Origin of the sequence: Serratia sp. CY76391, assembly GCF_052166695.1 — a bacterium.
Classification (GTDB): Bacteria; Pseudomonadota; Gammaproteobacteria; order Enterobacterales; family Enterobacteriaceae; genus Serratia; species Serratia nematodiphila.
On record NZ_JBJNOJ010000006.1, the window covers coordinates 201,429 to 218,852 of the forward strand.

19 protein-coding genes are annotated in these 17,424 nt (G+C 60.2%); 6 read left to right on the forward strand and 13 right to left on the reverse strand.

The genetic code is table 11. From position 1 onward, the window contains the following. Window positions 1–145: 145 nt before the first annotated feature. Window positions 146–457, reverse strand: a complete 312-nt coding sequence (locus ACJ8PN_RS11775) for a hypothetical protein (RefSeq protein ID WP_351110265.1) — start codon at window positions 455–457, stop codon at window positions 146–148. 405 nt (window positions 458–862) lie between these two features. Here ACJ8PN_RS11775 and ACJ8PN_RS11780 point away from each other — a divergent pair, with 405 nt between their 5' ends. Both ACJ8PN_RS11780 and ACJ8PN_RS11785 read left to right on the forward strand, forming a co-directional pair. Beyond that, window positions 863–1,288 carry a putative T6SS immunity periplasmic lipoprotein gene (locus ACJ8PN_RS11780; protein ID WP_351110275.1) on the forward strand — a complete coding sequence of 142 codons (426 nt, stop codon included), beginning with the start codon at window positions 863–865 and terminating at the stop codon, window positions 1,286–1,288. A 12-nt stretch (window positions 1,289–1,300) separates the two neighbouring features. Next, window positions 1,301–1,720, forward strand: coding sequence for a putative T6SS immunity periplasmic lipoprotein (locus tag ACJ8PN_RS11785; protein ID WP_351110263.1), 420 nt, complete (start codon window positions 1,301–1,303; stop codon window positions 1,718–1,720). A 14-nt stretch (window positions 1,721–1,734) separates the two neighbouring features. On the opposite strand, the gene ACJ8PN_RS11790 is transcribed toward ACJ8PN_RS11785, so the two are convergent. Together ACJ8PN_RS11790 and ascF are read right to left on the reverse strand one after the other, a co-directional pair. Next, window positions 1,735–3,165, reverse strand: coding sequence for a 6-phospho-beta-glucosidase (locus ACJ8PN_RS11790; RefSeq protein WP_351107538.1), 1,431 nt, complete (start codon window positions 3,163–3,165; stop codon window positions 1,735–1,737). Window positions 3,166–3,181: 16 nt separating this feature from the next. Then, the gene (gene ascF / locus ACJ8PN_RS11795) at window positions 3,182–4,624 is read right to left on the reverse strand and encodes a PTS cellobiose/arbutin/salicin transporter subunit IIBC (RefSeq protein ID WP_171453247.1); all 1,443 of its coding nucleotides are present in this window, start codon (window positions 4,622–4,624) and stop codon (window positions 3,182–3,184) included. 284 nt (window positions 4,625–4,908) lie between these two features. On the opposite strand from ascF, the gene ACJ8PN_RS11800 reads away from it, so the two are divergent. Then, window positions 4,909–5,931, forward strand: coding sequence for a LacI family DNA-binding transcriptional regulator (locus ACJ8PN_RS11800; protein ID WP_171453248.1), 1,023 nt, complete (start codon window positions 4,909–4,911; stop codon window positions 5,929–5,931). 24 nt (window positions 5,932–5,955) lie between these two features. On the opposite strand, the gene ACJ8PN_RS11805 is transcribed toward ACJ8PN_RS11800, so the two are convergent. From ACJ8PN_RS11805 to ACJ8PN_RS11820, 4 genes are all read right to left on the reverse strand, one after another. Then, window positions 5,956–6,378: a hypothetical protein gene (locus ACJ8PN_RS11805; RefSeq protein ID WP_442534961.1), complete on the reverse strand. Its 423-nt coding sequence runs from the start codon at window positions 6,376–6,378 to the stop codon at window positions 5,956–5,958. 56 nt (window positions 6,379–6,434) lie between these two features. After that, the gene (gene yjiA, locus ACJ8PN_RS11810) at window positions 6,435–7,397 is read right to left on the reverse strand and encodes a GTPase (protein WP_437189400.1); all 963 of its coding nucleotides are present in this window, start codon (window positions 7,395–7,397) and stop codon (window positions 6,435–6,437) included. A gap of 21 nt (window positions 7,398–7,418) precedes the next feature. After that, a complete protein-coding gene (locus tag ACJ8PN_RS11815; protein ID WP_004953088.1) occupies window positions 7,419–7,622 on the reverse strand; it encodes a YbdD/YjiX family protein in 204 nt (67 codons plus the stop codon). Between the two features lie 288 nt (window positions 7,623–7,910). Then, window positions 7,911–10,091: a carbon starvation CstA family protein gene (locus ACJ8PN_RS11820; RefSeq protein ID WP_033648584.1), complete on the reverse strand. Its 2,181-nt coding sequence runs from the start codon at window positions 10,089–10,091 to the stop codon at window positions 7,911–7,913. A gap of 436 nt (window positions 10,092–10,527) precedes the next feature. On the opposite strand from ACJ8PN_RS11820, the gene sfnG reads away from it, so the two are divergent. Further along, window positions 10,528–11,622 carry a dimethylsulfone monooxygenase SfnG gene (gene sfnG, locus ACJ8PN_RS11825; protein WP_004933309.1) on the forward strand — a complete coding sequence of 365 codons (1,095 nt, stop codon included), beginning with the start codon at window positions 10,528–10,530 and terminating at the stop codon, window positions 11,620–11,622. A gap of 2 nt (window positions 11,623–11,624) precedes the next feature. Here the strand turns inward: sfnG and ACJ8PN_RS11830 are convergent, their stop codons facing one another. Genes ACJ8PN_RS11830 through ACJ8PN_RS11840 form a run of 3 tightly spaced genes read right to left on the reverse strand, consistent with a single transcriptional unit; the run spans window position 11,625 to window position 14,141 of the window. Next, window positions 11,625–12,314, reverse strand: coding sequence for a trehalose-6-phosphate synthase (locus ACJ8PN_RS11830; RefSeq protein WP_016929237.1), 690 nt, complete (start codon window positions 12,312–12,314; stop codon window positions 11,625–11,627). 13 nt (window positions 12,315–12,327) lie between these two features. Continuing rightward, complete coding sequence (locus tag ACJ8PN_RS11835) at window positions 12,328–12,738, reverse strand: GNAT family N-acetyltransferase (RefSeq protein ID WP_049239727.1); 411 nt, start codon at window positions 12,736–12,738, stop codon at window positions 12,328–12,330. Window positions 12,739–12,770: 32 nt separating this feature from the next. Next, a complete protein-coding gene (locus ACJ8PN_RS11840; RefSeq protein ID WP_442534962.1) occupies window positions 12,771–14,141 on the reverse strand; it encodes a glutamine synthetase family protein in 1,371 nt (456 codons plus the stop codon). A 245-nt stretch (window positions 14,142–14,386) separates the two neighbouring features. Here ACJ8PN_RS11840 and ACJ8PN_RS11845 point away from each other — a divergent pair, with 245 nt between their 5' ends. Beyond that, a complete protein-coding gene (locus ACJ8PN_RS11845) occupies window positions 14,387–14,686 on the forward strand; it encodes a hypothetical protein (protein ID WP_442534963.1) in 300 nt (99 codons plus the stop codon). A 15-nt stretch (window positions 14,687–14,701) separates the two neighbouring features. Here ACJ8PN_RS11845 and ACJ8PN_RS11850 read toward each other — a convergent pair whose 3' ends face one another. Both ACJ8PN_RS11850 and ACJ8PN_RS11855 read right to left on the reverse strand, forming a co-directional pair. After that, a complete protein-coding gene (locus ACJ8PN_RS11850; protein WP_131165162.1) occupies window positions 14,702–15,103 on the reverse strand; it encodes a putative T6SS immunity periplasmic lipoprotein in 402 nt (133 codons plus the stop codon). Beyond that, window positions 15,100–15,639 carry a hypothetical protein gene (locus ACJ8PN_RS11855; protein ID WP_442534999.1) on the reverse strand — a complete coding sequence of 180 codons (540 nt, stop codon included), beginning with the start codon at window positions 15,637–15,639 and terminating at the stop codon, window positions 15,100–15,102. The genes ACJ8PN_RS11850 and ACJ8PN_RS11855 overlap by 4 nt, the downstream gene beginning before the upstream one ends. A 445-nt stretch (window positions 15,640–16,084) precedes the next feature. Here ACJ8PN_RS11855 and ACJ8PN_RS11860 point away from each other — a divergent pair, with 445 nt between their 5' ends. Beyond that, the gene (locus ACJ8PN_RS11860) at window positions 16,085–16,384 is read left to right on the forward strand and encodes a helix-turn-helix domain-containing protein (RefSeq protein WP_442534964.1); all 300 of its coding nucleotides are present in this window, start codon (window positions 16,085–16,087) and stop codon (window positions 16,382–16,384) included. Here ACJ8PN_RS11860 and ACJ8PN_RS11865 read toward each other — a convergent pair. Beyond that, on the reverse strand, window positions 16,374–17,291 hold the full coding sequence (locus ACJ8PN_RS11865; RefSeq protein WP_432409872.1) for a LysR family transcriptional regulator: 918 nt from the start codon (window positions 17,289–17,291) through the stop codon (window positions 16,374–16,376). The genes ACJ8PN_RS11860 and ACJ8PN_RS11865 overlap by 11 nt on opposite strands. Window positions 17,292–17,424 lie beyond the last annotated feature (133 nt).

Consider the following 17,424-nt stretch of genomic DNA (forward strand, 5'->3'; position numbering starts at 1 on the left):
GGAACGACTTAGTGATAGCTTATCACTCAGTATACCCAGTTAAAAGGTGTATGGATAAATATCCAGTAAATTTCCTTCAGGTCTGGATGTAGACAATGAGGTTAGTGTAGCAGTGCTGGTCAAAAGCCAGCACTGCCACTACAGTTCATCGTTCTACACCTTCCATCTCCCGCAGCGCACGTCCATACAGGTTACATAGCGCAGGAACCAGATGCGCTGTGGCGTTGAGATAGCGATTCAGCTGCTCCCAGCCTTCGGCATCCAGCTGTGGGTGCTTTTGTAGTAACTGGCCAAACAGCATCAGGCCGTGGCACAAATCTTCCGCCTGTTCGGCGGAGAGGGCGGCCAGGTCTAAAAGTTCTGAAGGGTTAAAAGCGCTGAGATCGAGGCGGTTAAACAGTTGGCGGTAGAGAGTGAGGGTACTTGTAACGGATTCTGTCGTGGGAACCTTTGTCATGGGTGCATCTCCGTATGTCATTAGCTAATGACTATCACCAGAGACGCTAAACTCGGGTGGTAGCCCAGACGGGGTTAGCGTCACCGGGACATACGAACCGGCGCTTCTTGCGAAGCCCCCGCCTGAGCCACCATTATTTGGAGTGAACTAAAGCTGCTGCATTATTACATAATACAGCGGTAGTATGTCAGATTCGGAACGCTAACTCCGGCTGCGGATTTTGCCGCAGCGGAAAAACTATAGCGTTATCAGTAAAAGGAAAAAATAAGCTGTATGGAATTACAGTTTATTTGCTTTTATGATTGGGATGTACCTCGCAATTCGGCATATCATCTTTGTATTGAATTATCAGTCATCCATTCATGGATAATATTTTTCATTAAGATTTATAAATAATAGAATATGATGAAAGCTAATTTCTTGCTTATCAATTTCGGTGCAGCATTACTGAGCGCCTGCACCGTCGATCGTCTCGATCAGCGCTATGCGCCGGATATCCCTATCGCCGCCCATGCTAAAGAGAATGGCGACATCTGTATCTATCCTTCACCAAAGGAAAACGAAAGGCCAGATACGCTCTATCTCAGTGGTGATGCTGATGAGAAATTGATTGAGGTGGGGAATCAGGATCTTAAAAAGGGCATTTGCGTTACGCAGAACGATTACCCGTTTCAGGAAAATCATACCTACAGCATGAGGCTAAATTTTGTGCCGATTGAGAAGCGCAGAAACCTGCAGGATGTTTCCGGCAGGGCCTTTATTGCTCACTTCAAAGTGACAAAGCTCAATGGTGTTTACGAAATTGAAAATAACACACAGGGCAGCAGATAACGCAGAGACAAAATGAAACGGATCTTCCCCCTCGCATTCCCCTTCCTGCTCGCCGGCTGTCCGTCGATAGGCGATCGTATCCCCGTAGACTATCCCGCTACCGCCGGCTTGCGTGAGGGCAAAGTATGCATCACCGTTCAGCCGCAGGGAGACGAAAAGCTCGCGGGTATCTCGATTTACCGATTGGATGAGGCGCAGAACCGCACATTCAAATTCTTCAAGCCGCTGCGGGATATCGCCCCCAATCAGTGCGTCCCTGATGAGGGCTACGTATTTACGCCGGGGCAGCAATACCATTTCTCCGCGAAGCTGGTCTCCATCAAGAAACAGCAGGCGGGTGAGTTTCCCTCTACGCGTGAATTCGTCGCCGAATTCGCTGTACAGCAGGAAGGCAATCAACTTAGGTTGGAAGCCCTCCGCACCCCACGCTAACCCCCTGCCCAAACCTACCCCAAATCCCCCCCATTGCTGGCGATCACTTTCTTATACCACCAGAACGATTTCTTGCGGGTGCGGGCGAGGGTGCCGTTGCCCTGGTCGTCGCGGTCGACGTAGACAAAGCCGTAGCGCTTGCTCATTTCGCCGGTCGAGGCGGCCACCAGGTCGATGCAGCCCCAGGTGGTGTAACCCAGCACCGGCACGCCGTCGGCGATGGCGTCGGCCATGGCGCGGATGTGTTCGCGCAGGTAGCTGATGCGGTAGTCGTCTTCTATCTCGCCTGCTGCATTGAACTCGTCGTGTGCGCCCAGGCCGTTTTCCACCAGGAACAGCGGTTTTTGGTAGCGGTCGTACATCATGTTCATGGTGATGCGCAGCCCCAGCGGATCGATGCCCCAGCCCCAGTCGCTGCGCGGCAGGTGCGGGTTCGCCAGCGATTTCACCACGTTGGCGGCGCTGCTGTTGTTGTCGTTCATGTCGGTGGAGGCGCAGCGCGAGGCGTAGTAGCTGAAGGAGACGAAGTCGACGGTGTGTTTCAGGATGTCGGCGTCTTCCGGTTCCATGACGATGCTGACGTCTTTCTCACGGAATACGCGGGCGGCGTAGGAGGGATAAGCGCCGCGCGCCTGCACGTCGATAAAGAACAGGTTCTCGCGGTCTTTCTCCAGCGCGGCCCACACGTCTTCCGGCTTGCTGGACCACGGGTAGAAGTTGCCGCCGGCCAGCATGCAGCCCACCTGGTTGGCGGGGTTCACTTCGTGGGCGATGCGCGTCGCCAGCGCGCTGGCCACCAGTTCGTGGTGCGCGGCCTGGTATTTCACCTGTTCGGGGTTTTCGTCCGTTTCAAACACCAGCCCGGCGCCGGAGAACGGGCTGTGCAGCAGGATGTTGATCTCGTTGAAGGTCAGCCAGTATTTAACCAGTCCGTCGAAGGCTTCGAAGCAGGTGCGGGCGTAGCGGGTGAAAAACTCCACCATCTTGCGGCTGCGCCAGGAGCCGTATTCGGTCACCAGGTGCATCGGCACGTCGAAATGGCACAGGGTCACCAGCGGCTCGATGCCGTATTGGCGGCACTCTTCGAACAGGCTGCGGTAGAAGGCGATGCCTTCGGGGTTGGGCGTCAGCTCGTCGCCGTTGGGGTAAATCCGGCTCCAGGCGATGGAGGTGCGGAACACGGTAAAGCCCATCTCCGCCATCAGCGCGATGTCGTCGCGGTAGCGGTGGTAGAAATCGATGGCGTCGTGGCTGGGGTAAAACTCGTCGTCGCGCAGGCTAAAGCGCTTCTCCAGCCCGAGTTTGACCGCCATGCGGTTGGCGCCGTGCGGGAGCATATCGACGGTGGTCAGCCCTTTGCCGCCCTCGCGATAGCCGCCTTCCGCCTGGTTGGCGGCCAAAGCGCCGCCCCATAAAAATCCTTTAGGGAATGTTGAATCGGACATGCAATCCTCTGGTGTCTCAATGCGTTGCGCTGGCGGCGTTCGCCGCCGGTGCGGTTTGGCCGGGCGCGGCGGCGTTTTCCGGCAGATCCTCGAAGCCCAGCATCAGCGTGAGCGCGAACGACAGCACCACCGAGAGCGCCATCACCGCCACCACCCACACGATGCTCATTGGGTTGGCCGGATCGAAGAACTGCACGCTGGTGAACAGCCCGGGCGAGGCCATCGAATGGCTGGCCAGCCCGCCGATGCCGGCGACCGCGCCGCAGACGAAGCCGCTGATCAGGCTGGCGATCAGCGGCCGCTTCAGGCGCACCGCCACGCCGTACAGCGCCGGTTCGGAAATCCCCGCCACGATGGCGGAAGCGGCGGCGGCCAGCGCGGTCTGGCGCAGCTCGCGGTTCTTGGTTTTCAGCGCCACCGCCAGCGAAGCGCCGCCGAGCGACAGGTTGGCGCCGATCTCCGAAGGCATCACCATGCCCTCTTTGCCGGTCTCGGCGATGGTCTGGATGATGGTCGGGGTAAATACCCGATGCATGCCGGTGATCACCAGCAGCGGCCAAATCGCCCCCATAATAGCCACGGAAAGCCAGCCCAGGTAGCCGTGCACGGTGTACACCAGCGCAGAGATGCCGCTGCCGATCCAGATGCCGAGCGGCCCGATAAGCAGAATGGCGATCGGCGCGGCGATCAGCACGATCAGCATCGGCTTGAGGAAGTTCTTGGTCACCGCCGGGGTGATGCGATCCACCCCGCGTTCGATGTGCGACAGGATCCAGGTCATCACCAGCGCCGGGATCACCGTGTAGGTGTATTTCACCGCCGTCACCGGGATGAAGGCGAATTCCACCGCCTGGCCCTGCGCCGCCTTGGCCATCAGATCGATAAAGTTGGGATGCACCAGCACCCCGGCGATGGCGATCGCCAATGACATGTTGGTTTTGAACTTCAGCGCCGCCGAGGCGGCGACCATCACCGGCAGGAAGAAGAACGCGCCGTCGCCGATCACATTGAGGATGACGAGGGTCGAGGAGCCTTTCTCGAATACCCCGGCCATATCCAGGATCATCGCCAGCAGCTTCACCATCGAGCCGCCGATGATGGCGGGGATCAGGGGCGACATGGTGCCCACCAGCGCGTCGAGAATGCCGGCGCCGATGCCCTTCAGGGTGAGCCGGCGTTTTACCGGGGCGGCGGGGGCCGCCGCGCCCGGCATGCCGAGCGCCAGCACCGCCTGATAGGCCTTGGCCACCTCGTTGCCGATGATCACCTGGCACTGCTCGCCGCTGTGCACCACGCCCAGCACGCCGTCGATGGCCTTCAGCGCCGGCGTGTCGATCCGCGCTTTGTCTTTCACCACGAATCTCAGGCGGGTCATGCAGTGGGTCACGGCCTCGATATTGCCCGTGCCGCCCAGGGCGGCCACGATGGCGTGCGAGATCTCTGCGTAGTTCTTCGGCATGGCGTGTCGTCTCTCAGATAGCAATTCGGATAGCCCAAAGGCGAATATTTACTGCCTGGGCGATCCGTCGTTCCATCCGTATGAAACGCCCACAAGAAACCGGTTTCACAAAATCATGTATTTGTGTTTTGTTGTTGGCAAGAACTATGGTTTTTGGCGTTGCGTTTTCGTGATCTGGATCGTCAGGGGTAAGCGCATACCGCTGTGCAGGGGCGTGAAAACGTTCCAAACGCCGGGCGTCTTGGGTAGACTGCGCTGAACCCATGGATTTTGGCGGCGCACAGATGGCAACGATACTCGAGGTGGCGAAAAAGGCCGGCGTTTCAAAGGCGACGGTGTCGCGCGTTTTGTCCGGCAGCGGCTATGTCAGCGAGGAGAAACGCGCGTTGGTGGATAAAGCCATCGCGGAAACCGGCTATCGGCCCAATCTGCTGGCGCGCAGCCTGGCGACCAACACCACCCAAACCCTCGGCCTGGTGGTCACCAACACCCTCTACAGCGGCAACTATTTCAGCGAACTGATGGCGCAGTCGGCGCGCATCATGGAGGCGAACGGCCGCCAACTGATCCTGGCGGACGGCAAGCACACCGCCGAAGAGGAGCGGGCCGCCATTCAGTTTTTGCTGGATCTGCGCTGCGACGGGGTGATCATCTACCCGCGTTTTCTGTCGATCGCGGAAATGGACGAGATCGTCTCCCAACACCGCCAGCCGATTCTGGTGATCAACCGGCGGCTGCGGTTGAACGACAGCTACTGCATCTTCAGCGATCAGCACGCCGCCGGCGCGGCGGCGGTGGCGCACCTGATCGCGCGCGGCCATCGCGACATCGCCTTTATCACCGGCTCGCTCGATTCCCCTACCGGGCTGGAGCGGCTTTCCGGCTATAAATCCGCGCTGGCGCAGCAGGGCATCGCGGTTAACGAGGCGCTGATCGTCGAAGGGAAATGGCACGCGCAAAGCGGCGTGGCGGCGGTTGATACGCTGCTGGCCGGCGGGCAACCGTTCAGCGCCATCGTCGCCGGCAACGACGAAATGGCCATCGGCGCGATGAAGCGGCTGGCGGAGCGTGGCGTGGCGGTGCCGGAGGCGGTATCGGTCATCGGCTTCGACGACATCCCATTGGCGCCCTATACCGTGCCGTCGCTGTCGAGCATGAAGATGCCGGTCACCGAGATGATCCAGGAGACCATCAACCGCCTGCTGTCGATGCTGGACGGCGGCGAGCTGAGCAAGCGCCCCAGCTTCCCGGCCAGCCTGATCGAGCGCGAGTCGGTGGCGGCGGGGCCGTATTGGGGAAAGGCATAATCGCGTACCCGTCTTTTTCAGGCGCTACAACGCTTGAACCCGCCTCTTCGACAAAGTAAAAATCCCCAGCGCGCTGCCCAATGCCAGGGCGCTGGCAAGTGCCGTGGATAGCGCGAACTCGCGCGTGTAGGGCAACAGCAGGCCAACCGCAGAGATGCTGCCCAACAGCAGGCTAAAGAACAGCGCTTTTTTACGATAGGGTGCCATTAGGTTGAGATAGGCGGCGACGGCGCAGACGATAAGTGTGCCACCGACGACGGCCAACAGCGGCAGGATGATGAGCGCCCCGGCGAGGAGATTGGACAGCCCAACGTCCTCCACGCCGGCGTAAGAGACAATAAGAAACATGATGCCGATGGCTAACACCGTGCTCAGTTTGATGACGATATAGGCGCTCGCGCACAGGTTAAGCGCCTTTAATCCTACTATCATCACGTTGTTTGCCATCGTTCATCCTTGAGTTTGCCGGATAGGGGCCGCGTTGGCCTGGGGAATGGTTTATCTTACCCCAACCCCCCAATCCTGCCCCGAATCTCCTCCTCCGGCAGATCCACGCCGATAAACACCAACGTGCTCTTGCGCTCTTCCTCCGGCAGCCACTCCCGATCCCAGTCGGCGTTATACAGCCGCTGCACGCCCTGGAACAGCAGGCGGCGCGGCTCGTCTTCGATAGACAGAATGCCTTTGTAGCGCAGCAGGTTGTCGGCGTATTCCAGCAGCAGGCCTTCCATCACCTCGGAGATTTGCATCAGCGGCAGCGGGCGCTCCAGCGTCACCACGATCGAGCGGATGTCGCTCTGCGGCTGCGGGATGCGGCGGAACAGCGGGGCGGGTGGCGTCAGGTTGAGTTTGTCGTTCAGCGTAAAGCCTTCGATGTCGAACAGCACGCTCAGATCGATGTCGCCGTGCGTCACTTGGTAGACCGCTGCGCGGGCGTTCATCCGCTGCAGCCGCTGGATCAGCGCCTCGCAGTCCGGCGCCACGTCGGTTTTGGTCAGCAGGAGGCGGTCGGCGTAGCCCACCTGCGCCTGGGCGATGCTGAACTGGCTCAGCTGCTGCTCGGCGTGCGCTGCGTCCACCAGGGTGATGATGCCGTCCAGCAGAAAGCGCTCGCACAGGATCTCGTGCGAGAAAAAGGTCTGGGTAATCGGGCCGGGATCGGCCATGCCGGTGCATTCGATGATCAGCCGATCGAACGCCAGCTGGCCGCTGTCGACGCCGTCCAGCAGATCCAGCAGCGCGTCTGCCAGTTCGTTGGACTTGCTGCAGCAGATGCAGCCGTTGCTTAACGTGGTGATGCGGCTGGCGCGATCGCCGATCAGCGCGTCGTCGATCGGCACTTCGCCGAACTCGTTCTCGATGACCGCGATTTTATAGCCGTGTTCGGCGTTCAGGATGTGGCGCAGCAGGGTGGTTTTGCCGGCGCCCAAAAAGCCGGTCAGGATGGTGACTGCAATGGGTTTCATACGGATCCTTGTGACTGCGGGTTAACAGCAGCGCATGCCGCCTTTGCCGTCGCCGCCGTAGCGCGCTTGCTGGCGCTCGCGGAAAAATTCTTTATAGGTCATCACCGGCTTGTCCGGGTGGTTGTCTTTCATGTGCTGGACGTAGGTATCGTAGTCAGGCACGCCCACCAACATGCGCGCCGCCTGCCCGAGGTACTTCCCCGCCTGGCCGAGATTTCCGAACATAGTTTCTTACTCCCAAATACCCTGCTTACCCTTCGTCTTTCGAACCGCAGCGGTGTTGGCTGCACTCCCGAACCCCAGTCACTTACTTGAGTAAGCTCCTGGGGATTAATGAGCCTCATCCCTGAGGCTCACCCTTTGGGCCAGCGTAAACGCTGTTCAAATCGGTTCCCTACCGATTTGTCGCTCACTTGCCGCCTTGCTGCGGCCCGAAATCCTTTGGGTACCGGTTAGCTTTCATGTCGGTACTGCATAACTGATTTCATTATGCAGGGTATCCGTTAAATCACATCAATGCTGGGTCGAAACTTTGACCTCCCCCTCAGTTACGCCGTCGGCGGGCGCGGCCTGCGGCACCGGCACGTAAGGCGTTTCCTGGTCGGTGCGTTTCGGGTTCTTGTGCGCCGCCATCGCGGTTTTCACCCCGTAGAAGATGATGCTGTACACCACCAGCAGGAACAGAATGCTCAGCCCGGCGTTGGTGTAGTTGTTCACCACGATGTGGTTCATGTTGGCGATCTGCTGGGCGCTCAGCTCGGCGCCGCCTTCGGCGATTTTGCGTTTGTACTCGCCGGCCAGGAAGAAGAAGCCTTCCAGCTGTGGGTTGTCGCTGAACAGCTTCAGGCCCAGCGCGTAGGTGGTGCAGATCAGCAGCCACACCGCCGGCAGCACGGTCACCCAGATGTATTGGGTGCGCTTCATCTTAATCAGCACCACGGTGCCCAGCACCAGCGCTACGGCAGCCAGCATCTGGTTGGAGATGCCGAACAGCGGCCACAGGCTCTTCACGCCGCCGAGCGGATCCACCACGCCCTGATACAGCAGGTAGCCCCACAGCCCGACGCAGCCGGCGGTGCCGACGATGCCGGCCACCAGCGAGTCGGTTTTCTTCAGGAACGGCACGAAGTTGCCCAGCAGATCCTGCAGCATAAAGCGGCCGGAGCGGGTGCCGGCGTCCAGCGCGGTCAGGATGAACAGCGCCTCGAACAGAATGCCGAAGTGATACCAGAAGCCCATGTTGGCGCCCGGAATGATCTGGTGGAACACGTGGGCGATGCCCACCGCCAGCGTTGGTGCGCCGCCGGCGCGGTTCAGCACCGAAGGTTCGCCGATGTCGGTGGCGGTCTGCAGGATCTGTTCCGGGCTGATGACGAAGCCCCAGGAGCTGACCGCCGCCGCCGCGTGCACGGTGACGTCCTTCAGCGAAGCCATGATCATCGGCGCGTCTTCGGTGCCCAGGCGGTGCAGATCCGGCATGGTGATGCCCAGCGCCGCCGGCGGGGTGTTCATGGCGAAGTACAGGCCCGGCTCGATGATGGAAGCCGCCACCAGCGCCATGATGGCGACGAAGGACTCCATCAGCATCGCGCCGTAGCCGATAAAGCGCGCGTCGGTCTCATTGGCCAGCAGCTTCGGCGTGGTGCCGGAGGCGATCAGCGCATGGAAGCCGGAGACCGCGCCGCAGGCGATGGTGATGAACAGGAATGGGAACAGGGTGCCTTTCCACACCGGGCCGGTGCCGTCGACGAACTGGGTGACCGCCGGCATTTTCAGCTCGGGGTTGAGGATCACGATGCCGATCGCCAGCCCGACGATCACGCCGATTTTCAGGAAGGTGGCCAGGTAGTCGCGCGGCGCCAGGATCAGCCACACCGGCAGCAGGGCGGAGACAAAGGCGTAGCCGATCAGCGTGAAGGTGATGGTGGTGTCTTTAAAGGTCAGCGCCGGGCCCCAGTACGGGTCGTGCGCCACCACGCCGCCGAACCAGATGGCGGCCACCAGCAGCACGATGCCGATGATTGACACTTCACCCACGCGGCCGGGGCGCAGGTAGCGCATGTAGATGCCCATAAACAGCGCGATCGGCACGGTGGAGCAGACGGTGAACACGCCCCACGGGCTTTCCGCCAGCGCTTTCACCACGATCAGCGCCAGCACCGCCAGGATGATGATCATGATCAGGAAGCAGCCGAACAGCGCGATGGTGCCCGGTATCGGCCCCATCTCTTTTTTGATGATCTCACCGAGCGAGGCGCCGTTGCGGCGCGAGGAGATGAACAGCACCATAAAGTCCTGCACCGCCCCCGCCAGCACCACGCCGCCCAGCAGCCACAGCGTGCCGGGCAGGTAGCCGACCTGCGCGGCCAGCACCGGCCCCACCAGCGGCCCGGCGCCGGCGATGGCGGCGAAGTGGTGGCCGAACAGCACGTTCTTGTTGGTTGGCACGTAGTTGAGGCCGTCGTTATTGACCACCGCCGGGGTGGCGCGGCCGGCATCCAACTTCATCACCTTGGTGGCGATGTACAGGCTGTAGTAGCGGTAGGCCACCAGATACACCGCCACCGAAGCGACGACGATCCACAGCGCGCTGATGTGTTCGCCGCGGCGCAGCGCCACCACGCCGAGGCAGGCTGCGCCGAGTATCCCCAGCAGCATCCACGGAATGTGCTTTAAAATCCCCTCTCGTTTCATGAGGTATCCTTAATTCCAGTCTGCAAAATATGAATGAACTCATCCGCTTGTAAGAGATGTCAGAGTGGCGCGGTGAGCCGTAGCGTCTTTCCCGAGGTAAGGCGGGTTTAGGAACAGCTCATCATCGCCGGGGGTAAGGGGGGAAGACAGGCGTATTTCGCTCAGCGGTCAGATCTGCCGGGTGAACGGTTGGATTGGCGGGGTGAGCGGTTTGCTGCATAACCAACAGCCGCCCGCCAGCCGCTGTTGCCAATGCAGCACCCGCTTTAACCCGCCGGCTTTAAACCCTCGGTTTATCAGCCAGATGCCTTAACGCGGCGGTTGGCACGCATTCTGCTATCGGATTTATAACCAAAACAAGGTTTTCAATATTTGTAAATCGATAATGGTTATATGCGTGCCGCATCGCGGCGCCAACGAGCAGAGGGAGAGAAGCATGTCAGCAGCAAACCACTCGCAGCAGCCTATTCAGTTCGCCTACTGGGTGCCGAACGTCTCCGGCGGTCTGGTGATCAGCAACATCCCGCAGCGCACCGGTTGGGACATCGGCTACAACCGCAAGCTGGCGCAGATTGCCGAGCGCGCCGGTTTCGACTACGCGCTCACCCAGATCCGTTTCACCGCCGGTTACGGTGCCGACAACCAGCACGAGTCGGTGTCATTTTCGCAGGCGCTGCTGGATTCCACCGAGAAGCTGAAGGTGATCGCCGCGCTGCTGCCGGGGCCGTGGAACCCCACGCTGGCGGCCAAGCAGATCGCCACCATCAGCCATCTTTCCAACGCGCGCATCGCGGTCAATATCGTCAGCGGCTGGTTCCGCGGCGAGTTCAAGGCCATCGGCGAGCCGTGGCTGGATCACGAAGAGCGCTACCTGCGCTCGGAAGAGTTTATCCGCTGTCTGCGCGGCATCTGGGCCGAGCCGAGCTTCAGCTTCGCCGGCGATTTTTATCGCTATCGCGACTACTCGCTGAAGCCCAAGCCGCTGGATCCGCTGCCGGAGATCTTCCAGGGCGGCAGCTCGCGGGCGGCGCGCGATATGGCGGCGCGAGTCTCGGACTGGTACTTCACCAACGGCAACAGCGTGGAGGGCATTCGCCAGCAGGTGGACGATCTGCAGACCAAGGCCAGGGCCAACCAGCACCGGGTCAAGGTGGGGGTGAACGGCTTCGTCATTGCCCGCGATACCGAGCAGGAAGCGCAGGCGGTGCTGCAGGAGATTATCGATCACGCCAACCCGGAGGCGGTGCAGGGCTTCGGCCACGAGGTGAAGAACGCCGGGGCGGCTTCGCCGGAGGGTGAGGGCAACTGGGCCAAATCCTCGTTTGAGGATCTGGTGCAGTACAACGACGGCTTTAAAACCAACCTGATCGGCACGCCGCAGCAGATCGCCGAGCGCATCATCGCGCTGAAAGACGCCGGGGTGGATCTGATGCTGTTGGCGTTCCTGCACTTCCAGGAAGAGGTGGCGTTCTTCGGCCGCGAGGTGATCCCGCTGGTGCGCGAACTGGAGCGCCAGCGGGCGGCGGCCTGAGTTCAGTAAACCTGCCTGGCGTTGATGCCGGCGGGGAAAATGCCGGTGGCGAAAATATGCCCGTTGGCCTGGATCTGGTCGTCGGGCAGCATCTCCAGCGGGAACTCGCCTGACAGGCAGCTGAGAAAGGCGTTGCGATCGTCCGTGGTGGTAAAGCCGATCAGATCGTAGAACAGCAGCGAAGCGATCAGCTGGCGATGTTCCGGGATGCGCCGCAGCAGCGCCGCCGACGGGAACGGCAGGTGGAAGAAGAACGCGCAGGCATTCAGCAGCCCCTGCTCCTTCAACGCCTGGGCGCAGGGCAGCAGCTGGTAGTCGTCGATACAGACGATATCGCCCGGGCACAGGTGCTCGCAGGCGATATCGGCGAAACGGCAGTTCAGCTGCCGGTAGGCGCGGTAGTTTTCCGGCGTGAAGTGCGCCTTCTCCGGCTGGTTGTGGAACACCGGCCACAGGCCGTCGTGGTAGTAGCCCTGATAGTGGCGGCGAAACTCCTCGATCGACAGCGGGAAGGTCACCTGATCGTAACCGGCGCGTTGGCGGCAACTGATCGGGCGCTGCGCGAAATTCTGCACGTCGCCGTTCCAGCCGAGCCACAGCCCCGGTTCGGCGTCGGCCGCCAGCGTCCGGCCGGCGCAGGCCAGATCCTTGCCGTCGCACTGTTTGTTGGAAATCAGCACCAAACGAGACATCGGGTTCTCCTTATCAGTGCAGGGCGCGCGGGGCGTGCGCCGCGCAGTCGGCGCGCCAGGGCGCTTGCAGCACGGGCAGCGTGACGCGCAGGCCGCGCAATGCCGGATGCGCCAGGCAGCAGCGCGTCAGCCAGCTTCCCAGCCCGACGCCGCGGTATTCGGCGCTGACGAACAGCTCGCTCACCGAGGCGAAGGTGGCGTAATCGGTCACCATACGGGCGAAGCCGAGCTGGTGGCGTTTGCGGTACAGGCCAAAGCACAGGCCGTGGCGCGCCAGGCGCTCCGCCGCCGTCCGATCCGGCAGGCTGAGGAAACGCTGGATCGCCTCGATATCCAATAACTGCCGATCGGTGCTGATATGAAAAACGCCTTTGCGCCAGCATAGCAGCGGCTGTACGGGGGCCAATTGCGGTTGCATGTTCATGATTATCCTTAGGTTAACGAATCAGTGGATGGTTACAGCATCCAGCCGAGTTCGGCGGCGGTGACCTGTTCCTCGAAGCGGCGCAGTTCGGCGCTTTTGCAGGTGTGCCACAGGGTGCAGAACGCCGGGCCGAGCAGCTCGCGCAGCGGATCGCTGTGGCGGAACAGCGCCAGCGCCTCCTGCTGGCCGAGTGGCAAGGGGGCGGCGTTGTCGCTTTCGCAGCCGTTGGCGGCGGGCGGCAGCGGCAGCGGGTGTTCCAGCCCGTGCAGCAGGCCGCCGAGCATCACCGCCAGCGCCAGATAGGGGTTGGCGTCGGCGCCGGCCAGGCGGTATTCGATGCGCTGATTGGCGCTGTCGGCGCAGGGCAGGCGCAGCGCCACCGTGCGATTGTTGTGGCCCCAGGAGGCGCGCAGCGGCACGTGCATGCCGGGGCGGAAGCGGCGAAACGCGTTGATGTTGGGCGCCAGGATCGCCATCGACGCCGGCATCAGCGCCAGCATGCCCGCCATCGCCTGTTGCATGTTGTCGCTCAGTTCGCCCGGCGCGCCGGTCAGCAGGTTCTCGCCGTGCTCGTTCTGCAGGCTGATGTGAAAATGCAGCCCGCTGCCGGCGGCGTGGGCGCAGGGCTTGGCCATAAAGCAGGCGTGCTGGTGGTGTTGCTCGGCAATCTGCCGCGTCAGGCGTTTCAGCGCCATGATCTGATCGCAGGCTTCCAGCACGCGCCGGCTGTGATGCAGGTTCAGCTCGTACTGGCCGGAGGCGGCTTCAGCCACCACGCCGGTCAGCGGCAGGTTTTGCAACCGCGCGTGCCGCTCGATGTCGCTCAGCAGCGCATGGTGGCGCTCGGGCGCATCCACCGCGAAGCTCTGCGTCGGGCAAGCTTCCGCCTCGGCGGGGTGCAGCGGATCCTGCAGGTAGAACTCCAGTTCGGCCGCCACCACCGGGAAGCAGTTGCGCTCGTGCAGGCGCTTCAGCACCCGTTGCAGCACCACGCGCGGCTCCAGCTCGCAGGCGCCGCCGTCGGCGTTTTGCATCGTCAGCAGCAGCTGGGCGTGGCGTTCAGGATCGCGCGCGCAGGGGCGCAGCGTGCCGGGCACCGGCAGGCACAGCCGGTCCGGCTCGCCCGCCCGCTGCCCCAGCCCGCTCTCTTCTATCACCCGGCCGTGCAGATCCAGGGCGTAAATCGACAGCGGGAAGTAGCAGCCTTTTTCCAGCCCAAAGGCTTCGGCGATCGGCAGGCGCTTGCCGCGCAGCTGGCCGTTCAGATCGTGCAGATAAATATCCAGCTGTTCGGTATCCGGATAGCGCTGCAGGTAGTGTTCCAGCTCTTTGCGGAAGGTGCGCGTCTGCGATGCGGGCAGCTCCGCCAGCAGAGGATTGAACCCGATAATATTAGAATGCATGGCGCGCTCCAGAACGAAGACCGGTCACGGCCAGAGGCAGGGATAAACGCATGAGACAACTCTCTTGTGAGGCCATAGCGGCGATGTGAAAAGGGTATCTGCGGCGGCAAAAACTGTCTGTAAAAACGCCGTAACGTTAACGGGGCGCGGAATAAAAATGCCGTAAAGAGCGCGGCGGGTTGGCCGGGGCGGCCGGGTCGGCACGGTCTATACTGGCGAGATGGGCCGTAGAAAGAGGGATAACGATGAAGAGAATAGGGCTGCTTATCGCCGCGCTGGCCGCGTTCAACGCCACTGCGTCTTCCCCACAGGCGTGGGCCGAGAGCGAACAGGCGATGCGCGCCGCCTGCCTGAAAGCCAGCGGGCTAAAAAACGCCAGGGTGGAAGGGGCGATCGTTCACTACGGTGATGACGTCGGCTATTCGGCGCTGTTTATCGGCGGGCGCTACCCGCAGCCGTTTATGAAAAACCAGCCGGGCAGGGAGCTGTGCTTATATCAGCGCGCCACGCAGAAGGCGGCGGTGCAGGCGGTGGAGGGGGAATAAATAATCCCAGTCTCCTTACTGTAGCTGTATTTCTCCTTTGGGATTAATTCTTAAGTTGAATTCTTTCATGTATTTACGCCTTTCCGTATCGTTATTCATCGAGACGCCGAGCAAGACGGAGTATTCTCCCGCAGCCCAGTTTACTTGCGGATAAGTGACGCATTGCCCTGGTTTCAGGTCAGGCAACGGAGTGACTTCTGGTGAGGTCCAGACGATATGCCATTGCTGTTGTTCCTGTCGTGAGACGATCACTCCCCGGTTTTGCAGGTTGTCGCCGCTGCGAACGCTGTTGATAGGCACTGCAAAGCAAGGTTGATTGTCTTTGAGCGAGACATCCAACGGATGGTACCAGGGCTGAGTGGATTGACAGCCGTTCAGTAGCAGTACGCACAGCAAAGAGAGATAACGTCTTGTCATAATAAGGTGTTCCGGTTCTTTGGATTTTTCAGGAAAGCTCGCAATACCCATTCATAGCGTTTTTTGATGTCTGGCCCAATAATGCCGCTGTAGTTGGTGATTATTTGAAAACCATTGCGCCCGAATTTAGTGAGATAGAAATAGTCTGCAATGATACTTGCCTGTGCCTCCATTCCATAATCGGATAGAAGATGATAATTGGGCAAGGAATACTGATAGGAAACCGCCCAACTAGCCAACCCGCGCAGGCGTACGTTCATACCTAATTGATATTGCCAGACATGCGCCATTTCATGGATAAACCAATGCTGATCGTAGGCGTTTGCCGTGGCAAAGTCTTCTTTGAAGTGTTTGGGCATAAAATAGAGCGTGCCATTTGGTGTTACGGCCGTATCTTCATGCTGTAAGCCGAAGGGGAAATAGCTGCCGTTATGGACGCGAACGCGCGAGTAATCGACAGCATCTTTGTAGAGCAGTCTGGCCAATGTGATTTCACCGGCCGTAAGTTTTCTGGCGTTTCCTTGAGTTATGGCGATGATTTTAATCCGTTAAAACATGAAAAAATACCATAACGAAAGTTCAGACATGATTAACCCACTTTGTCACAATCTTTTGCGTTCGCTCACAAGACGGAAAGGCAAAGGAGTATTTGGTGTAATTGATTGATATGGAGAATAATTCTATTATTTTGATATTCATTCATAAATAAAAAACCGGGTTGCGTGCTTTATTACCTCGCCAAATCAGCATGTTTTCTTCTCTGTCCGACGCTGATGTCGCTGTTCCCGTCTCTTGTTGCATCCCATGTTCAAGCCGCAAGGCAATAACCACTTTCTTTTGTCAGCTGCCAGGCAAAACGCCAATGGTGGTCTGGAGAAAATTATATATTCCAGTCTATCGTCTTGTCATAGATTGTAATCTATAATCTGGCGATGCCACGTGGACGGTAATGACAACGAAAGAGTTTACAAGGAGTAACCCATGAGCACCCTAAAGCAACTGCTGGCCTCCCGCACCCCGGAGAGCCGCCGGCGCATCGAGGAAATGGCCGAAGAGATGCTGTTTGGAGCGCACCTGCACCAGCTGCGGGAAGCGCTGAGTATTTCCCAACAGGAACTGGCGAAAACGCTGGGTATTTCTCAGCCTTCGGTCGCGGCCATTGAAGGGCGCGGCAACGAGCTGAAGATTTCGACCCTGAAACGCTACGTGGAAGCGATGGGCGGCACGCTGCGCCTGGACGTTGAGCTGCCGGGCGGCAAGCACGTCGGGTTTACGGTTTAAGCGCAGGTTCTGCGCCACTCCCCGCCATCTCCCGTTCGATCACCGTCGCCAGCGCCTGCGCGGCGGAAGAGAGCTGATGCTGCGCCAGACGGATCAGGCCCACGCGCCGTTCGATGATCGGGCCGATCAGCGGCACGCACACCGCTCCCAGCTCATCCATCTGTCGCTCGCACAGCGCCGGCACCGCGCTGGCGCCGAGGCCATTGGCCACCATGCGCCCGACCGTTACCAGCTGGTGGCTTTCAAACGCCACCTCCAGCGTTCGCCCGCTGCGGGCCAGCTCCTGCTCCAGCAGCAGCCGCACCGCCGATGGCCGCTGCAGGGTGATGAAATCCAACGTCAGCAGCTCCTTCCAGCTCACCTGCGCCTTGCGCGCCAACGCCGAATCCTTCGGCACCACCGCCAGAAAGCGATCGCGGCACAGCGGGGTGAAGTGCAGGGTGTCGCTCGGTTCCGGCTCAAAGGCGATGCCCATCTCCACCCGGCCTTCGCGGATCATTTCAAATACCTGCTCGTTGATGACGTCGTGCACCGCCACGTTGATGCCGGCGTAACGATCGCGAAACGCCTTGAGGATCGGCGGCAGCGGGTTGCCGGCGAACGACGGCATGGCGGCGATCGCCACCTTGCCCATCTGCAGGGTGAAGCGCTGACGCATCGCCTCTTCCGCGTTATCCCAATCCGCCAGCAGCTGGCGCGCCATCGGGAAGAAGGTTTCGCCCTCCGGCGTCAGCGTCACCCGGCGGGTGGTGCGCAGCAGCAGCGGCCCGCCCAGCGCGTCTTCCAGCCCACGGATCGCCAGGCTGAGCGCCGGCTGAGAAATATTCAGCCGCTCGCTGGCCTGGGCGAAATTCAGAGTGTGAGCTACCGCTAAAAACGCGCGTAACTGTTTGATGCTCATTTTCATTTTGGTTGGCGTTAACTCTTTGTTAATTGTCGGTTAGCGAGTGATTAATAAAAATTCTAAATGAATACGGCATAAAAACAAAATTAACAAATCATTTTTGTGACCTGAAGATGCCCTCACGCAAGCCAGGGCA